The 5,683-nt window shown below is 69.7% G+C and carries 6 protein-coding genes; 3 read left to right on the plus strand and 3 right to left on the minus strand.

Annotated elements, in window-relative coordinates; translation table 11 throughout:
• Positions 1–967 (plus strand): 1,4-alpha-glucan branching enzyme (gene glgB / locus VF468_10900; GenBank protein HEX5878813.1); only part of this gene is annotated, 967 nt, incomplete at its 5' end.
• A gap of 357 nt (positions 968–1,324) precedes the next feature.
• Here the strand turns inward: glgB and VF468_10905 are convergent.
• Complete coding sequence (locus VF468_10905; protein ID HEX5878814.1) at positions 1,325–2,614, minus strand: YhjD/YihY/BrkB family envelope integrity protein; 1,290 nt, start codon at positions 2,612–2,614, stop codon at positions 1,325–1,327.
• A gap of 78 nt (positions 2,615–2,692) precedes the next feature.
• Here VF468_10905 and VF468_10910 point away from each other — a divergent pair, with 78 nt between their 5' ends.
• Both VF468_10910 and VF468_10915 read left to right on the plus strand, forming a co-directional pair.
• Positions 2,693–3,118 (plus strand): lipopolysaccharide assembly protein LapA domain-containing protein, encoded by a 426-nt coding sequence (locus VF468_10910; protein HEX5878815.1) that lies wholly within the window; start codon positions 2,693–2,695, stop codon positions 3,116–3,118.
• 845 nt (positions 3,119–3,963) lie between these two features.
• On the plus strand, positions 3,964–4,251 hold the full coding sequence (locus tag VF468_10915) for a hypothetical protein (GenBank protein ID HEX5878816.1): 288 nt from the start codon (positions 3,964–3,966) through the stop codon (positions 4,249–4,251).
• 84 nt (positions 4,252–4,335) lie between these two features.
• Here the strand turns inward: VF468_10915 and VF468_10920 are convergent, their stop codons facing one another.
• The gene (locus tag VF468_10920) at positions 4,336–5,058 is read right to left on the minus strand and encodes a 3'-5' exonuclease (protein HEX5878817.1); all 723 of its coding nucleotides are present in this window, start codon (positions 5,056–5,058) and stop codon (positions 4,336–4,338) included.
• A gap of 2 nt (positions 5,059–5,060) precedes the next feature.
• Positions 5,061–5,683 (minus strand): putative nucleotidyltransferase substrate binding domain-containing protein (locus tag VF468_10925; GenBank protein ID HEX5878818.1); only part of this gene is annotated, 623 nt, incomplete at its 5' end.

The raw sequence follows: 5,683 nt of genomic DNA on the forward strand, positions 1-5,683 counted from the left end.
GGTGGACGCGGTCGCCTCCATCCTCTACCTGGACTACTCGCGCAACGAGGGCGAGTGGGTCCCCAACGAGTACGGCGGCAACGAGGACCTGGACGCGGTCCGGTTCCTGAAGGACTTCAACACCGTCACCTACCGGGAGCATCCGGGGGCGATGACCGTGGCCGAGGAGTCGACCGCCTGGCCGAGCGTGTCACGCCCCGTCTACCTGGGCGGCCTCGGCTTCGGCTTCAAGTGGAACATGGGCTGGATGCACGACACCCTGCAGTACGTCTCCAAGGACCCGATCCATCGGCGCCACCACCACCACGAGCTCACGTTCTCGCTGGTCTCTGCGTGGAACGAGAACTTCGTGCTGCCGATCTCCCATGACGAGGTCGTGCACGGCAAGGGCTCGCTGCTGGGCAAGATGCCCGGCGACGACTGGCGGCGGTTCGCCAACCTGCGCGCCTACCTGGGCTACATGTGGGCCCACCCGGGCAAGCAGCTGCTGTTCATGGGCTGCGAGCTGGGCCAGGAGGCCGAGTGGTCGCACGAGCGCTCGATCGACTGGGAGGCCCTGGCCGACCCGCACCACCAGGGTGTCCAGGACCTGGTCCGGGACCTGAACCGGGTCTACCGGTCCCGGCCCGCCCTGTGGCAGCAGGACTCGAAGCCGGAGGGGTTCTCCTGGATCGACCCCAACGACGCGGATCACAACGTGTTCTCGTTCATCCGCTGGAGCCGGGAACGCGAGCCGCTGGTCTGCCTGTGCAACTTCTCGCCGGTGCCGCGCAGCGACTACCGGATCGGGCTGCCCACGGTCGGGCGCTGGGTCGAGGTCCTGAACACCGACGACGCGGCCTACGGCGGCACCAACGTCGGCAACATGGGCGTGGTCGAGGCCGAGGCCATCGAGTGGGACGGCCAGCCGGCCTCGGCCCGGGTCACCCTGCCGCCCCTAGCGACCGTCTGGCTGACCCCAAGCTGAGGGCGCGAAGGATTGGCGGCTGGCAGGCGTGGGTTAACCAATGCCGCTCATCCACCGGCACGACGCCCGGGAAGGAGGCTGGCCGCAGAAGCGGTCCATGTGCCCTCGATCGCTCCCTGACCGTACGCTGCTGCGGTCGCTGTGGGGATCGAAGGACCAACGAACTCCTTGGCGGCGGTGGAGCCGAGGTCACCGATCCGGAGAGAGAAGACCGGATCGTGAGGACGGTCGGAGGTGGGCGTGCGCGTCACTGTCGCGGCTGTGAGCGGCCAACGAAGGTCAACCATCGTGCACGTGCTGCGGCCAGCGCCGTCACCCACCGAGCTGTCGCCGCGTCCGTCCGGGATGACCCGACGGCTATGGCAGTTTGGCAACCGTGAGCAGCACGGCGGCGTCCTCCAGGGCATGCAGGGTGTGCGGTGCTTGGGGAACGATCAGCAGGTCACCGTCGCGCCCTTCCCACGCCACCCCATCAGCGACCAGCCGCACCCGACCATGTAACACGTGCACGGTGGCTTCGCCGGGGTTCTCGTGTTCCGACATTGACGCCCCGGCGGTCAACGCCATCAGGGTCTGGCGCAGCACATGTTCGTGGCCGCCGTAGACGGTGCGGGCGCTCCGGCCGGCCGGAGCAGCGGTTGCCGCCTTCATCTGCTCACGAGCAAGGGCATCAAGCGACAGCTTCTCCATGCGTCCAATGGGATCACCCAGTCGGGCGACCGTCAACGACACCGCCGGACCCAGCAAAGGTCCGCGAGGTCGAGGCTCGGGGGTCGCCGAGGGCCAGGCGTAGTCGTTGCTGGCCCCCGGCCAGAGCCGCCGGGCGGCCACGACGTTGACCTCGGCGGCGTACAAGGTGAGCCGCGCGCCCAGATACAACCAGAACAGCAGGCCAAGCACGATCGCGAACACCCCATACACCTGGCTGGTGTGACGCAGGTAGTGGCCGACCAGAAACCCACCAACGGCCTGCAGGACCTGCCACGCCACCCCAGCGACCACCGCACCAGCAAGCAGCTGCCGGGTCGGGATCTGTCTTGGGGTGAGCACCCGAAACGCCAGCAGGAACAGCCCGACATTGACCGCGGCCGCGGCCGCGAGATTGGCCAGGGCCACCGCGACCGCCTTGCCGCCGTAGCTGCCAAGCCAGGTCAACACGCTCACCGCACCCAGGCCGACGGCGAAGACCACCAGCAGCAGCAGCCCACGGACCTGCCGGGCCCAGAAGCGGGGCCGCTGCCGGCCCGGGATGTTCCAGATCTCGGCCATGGCGTGCTGGGCGACCTGGGTCAGCCCGCGGGCCCCCCAGGCGAAGACCACCAACCCGACCACCAGGCCGACGCCGCTGCCGCGCAGCCCATGGATGTTGTCTTGTACCTGGTCGCCGATGATGGGGAACTCAGCCACCGCCGAACCGAGGAGGCGCTGCTGGAAGCCGGAGTCGCGGCCGAGCAGGAACCCGAGCACGGTGACCACGACCAGCAGCAGGGGAAACAACGCGAAGAACGCGTTGTAGGCGATCACCGTGGTCAGCGCGCCGCCATGGTCGTCACGGAACTTGCCCATGACCGCGAAGGGGAAGCCCAGCCACCGGGACCGCCGCTGCACACGGTCAACCCACCCCAGCAGCCGTTGGACACGCCGCATGCCAGCACGTCACCTCAGATAGAAGCCAGGACCGGGTGGTTGCTGTCTTGAACAGTAGCGTGTGGTGTGATTGGCAGGATGACCGGTCGAGCGGATAACGATCGTCAGGAGCACGGAACCATGAGCGCAGAACGGCCAGCGGCCGGAGGGCCAGAGCCGACTCCGGCCGAACGCTCGCTACCACCCGAACCGGAGGCGGCGGCGCCGACCGACGCCGAGCCGACCCTGGCCGAGCACACCATCGAGCCGACCCGGACCAGCATGGTGTGGACAATGGTCGGTATCGGCGTGATCCTCCTGGTCGCCATCCTGGTCTTCATCCTCCAGAACGGCCAGCGTGTGCGGGTGCGGTTCCTGATGGTGGACGGCACGCTCCAGCTTGGTGTGGCGTTGTTGTTCGCCGCGCTGCTGGGTGCGCTGCTGGTACTGGTGGCGGGCGCGGCGCGGGTGCTGCAGCTGCGCGTGGTCGCACGCCGCCATCGTCGCACCGACCAGACGCCGTAAGCGGCCGGATCGCACATCCTCGTCGCAATTGCTCTGAGCCGGATTCGACCGAACCGTGGGCAGCCTTACGGTCATTCCGTTGGTCATTCCACCAGGCGTCACCCGACACGACTGGAGCACACTGGCTGGATAGCGTACCCGAGCTGAGCTGCAGCGACGGCATTGCCCATCACTGCGTAGACGGTGAGGAACCGACTCATAATCGCTCGGTTGCAGGTTCGAGGCCTGCCAGCCCCACGCAAACGCCCAGGTCAACAGCCTGGGCTGATTGCTTTACTTGCTCGGCGGTCATTCCCTGGTCGTTCTTCTGGCACCAGAAGGGCATGACCAGCAGAGGGACCTCAACGCGACTCCTGACCGCTCCAGCGAGAGTTTCTAACACCGCAGCAGGCCCTTGGAGAGGCCCTCTAGGGGTCCCTCAACCCCTCCCTGGATGGGTCTCTCAGGGGGTGAGGGGGCAGTGGGAGTAGGAGTCCGCCCGATCGATTCATCGCCCGTCGATGGGCCTCCTTCGTCGGCCCACTCCGGGTGGAATTATGAAGGGCGGACGATTAGGCCGTCCCTATGGCGGCTGTCACCGGAACCGTAGAGTCGAACAGCAGTTCCCATGTCCTACCGCTGGAGGGACGTGCAGGTCCAGTTCGAGGCCTGCAGCCCACCGCGACGGGCGACCGTGGATGCATCGATCCGTCCCGCCGTCGCTGGGCGCCTCCGGCCGGGCCGCAGCCTCACCGGTGACCGGCCCGGCCGCTGTTAGGCGGTCGTCGTCGAGGTCGCCTGGCGATACCATTGAGCCTCTCCCAGATCGCAGGAGCTAGCTGGGGACAACGACTGGGCGGCGGTGGATGACGCAGCAGTACCTCGCCGGTGAGTTGTCTGTGTTGCTGGCGCGGTTGGAGACCGTGGCCACCAGCCAGACGGCGGTGCGTGACGTCGGGCAGCTGCGTCGGGGGGCGGAGACCGGGCCAGTCACCGCCCTACCCTCCATGGTGGTGCGCGCGTTGGCGTTGACTGACAGGCTGTGCTGGGACTCCCTTGAACGAGGAGACACCCTGGCATTCGCCTGCCAGGCCGCGATCTGCGCCGAGCTGCGTGACTTCGGTATCTGCGCTCGCTTGCTCGAAGAGGGCTAGCTGCTAACGCAGCCTCGCCGAAAACCCTGATTCCGCCACCTGCGGTGGCGGCGTCCGGGGAACCTGGCCGGCTGGCCGTGTGCTTCATGTTCGCCCGGCGACCCGGCGCAGGGCCCCGAGCGTGCCGCGTCCGTGGCGTTCCAGCCGGGTCGCCAGGGCGAGGAACAGCTGGGCGGTGGTCAGGGCGTCGTGCAGCGGGTCGTGTTCGGGGTGGACCGGCAGCCCGTGGGCCGTGGCCAGGTCGGCCAGCCGCAGGGAGGTCCCTGGCCGCCGCCCGGGCGGCCGGGCCAGCTGCAGCCGGCGGTTCAGCGCGGCGGCCATGCGCGCGGTATCCAGCACGGTGGCGTTGAGCGGGCAGCCCCACAGCCGGCGCATCGCGGCATCCAGGAAGGCCTGGTCGACCTCGGCGACGTGCACCACCAGTACGTCGCCCACGGTACGGTCCAGCAGCGCCGTCAGCTGCTCAACCAGCGGCGGCGCGGCCGCGAGCTCACTGGGCAGCAGGCCGTGGATGCGGATTGCGGCGGTGGGCACCTGGCGGTCGGGGCGGACCAGCAACCGGAACGCGGTGGCCGCGGCAGCCCGGCCGTCGAGCACCCGCAGCCCCCCGGCGGCCACGATTGCATCGGTGGCCGGGTCGAGGCCGGTGGTTTCCAGGTCGAGCACGGTGTAGGTGACCTGCCGCCAGGGCAGGCGGTCCGGCGGCCTGGGGGTGGACAGGTGGACGCGGACCGGTTCGGGCAGGTCGGCGCGAGCCAGCGCAGCGCGGGCTTGGCGGCGTCGACGGGCCTCCGCGAGCCGGCGCATGCTCAGGCGATCAGGTCGGTCTGGAAGGCGATGCGGACGCTCTCCTGGCAGGTGTGCAACAGGCCGAAGGCGTCCTTGAGCCAGCGGCGCTCCAGCGCCCCCAGGTCGGCCAGGACGACTCCGTCGTCGGGGGCCGCACCGGCCTGCACCCGGCCGGCCTGGTGGCGCAGGCGGACCTCCTGGAGGTAGTCGAAGGCGGCCGCCAGGTCGGCGGCGGTCCGGCCGACCGTGCCGCGCTCGGTTGCCGCCCGCAGGCGGGCCACGGTGGCCAGCTCGGCGCTGGCGGCCTCCAGGGCCAGCAGCCGGGCCAGGTCGACGATCGGGGCGGTGCCGTGCGCCTTCAGGTCAACCCGGCCGTGGTGGTCGCCGCGCAGCTGGCGCAGGAAGCCCAGCGGCGGCCGGTGCCGCAGCGCCGCCCTGGCCAGGCGGCCGAGGAAGCGCCGGTTGCCGGCGGCCTGGCGGATCACCGGCCGCAGCGCCGCCTCGGCGTCCAGGTCGCCGTGGAGCTGGCGGAAGTCGAAGCAGATGGCCGCATCCAGCAGCGCCTCCTCCTCGGGCTCCTGGATCCAGCTGGTGAACTGCTGCTGCCAGGCGCGGCGGGGGAGGCGCCGGGCGGGGTTGGTGG

The organism is Actinomycetota bacterium (assembly GCA_036280995.1).
Classification (GTDB): Bacteria; Actinomycetota; CALGFH01; order CALGFH01; family CALGFH01; genus CALGFH01.

Coding starts and splice junctions, on each gene's coding strand:
- VF468_10915 (HEX5878816.1), top strand. CDS start 3,964: ATGACGCAGCAGTACCTCGCCGGTGAGTTGTCTGTGTTGCTGGCGCGG.
- VF468_10910 (HEX5878815.1), top strand. CDS start 2,693: ATGACCGGTCGAGCGGATAACGATCGTCAGGAGCACGGAACCATGAGC.
- VF468_10920 (HEX5878817.1), bottom strand. CDS start 5,058: ATGCGCCGGCTCGCGGAGGCCCGTCGACGCCGCCAAGCCCGCGCTGCG.
- VF468_10905 (HEX5878814.1), bottom strand. CDS start 2,614: ATGCGGCGTGTCCAACGGCTGCTGGGGTGGGTTGACCGTGTGCAGCGG.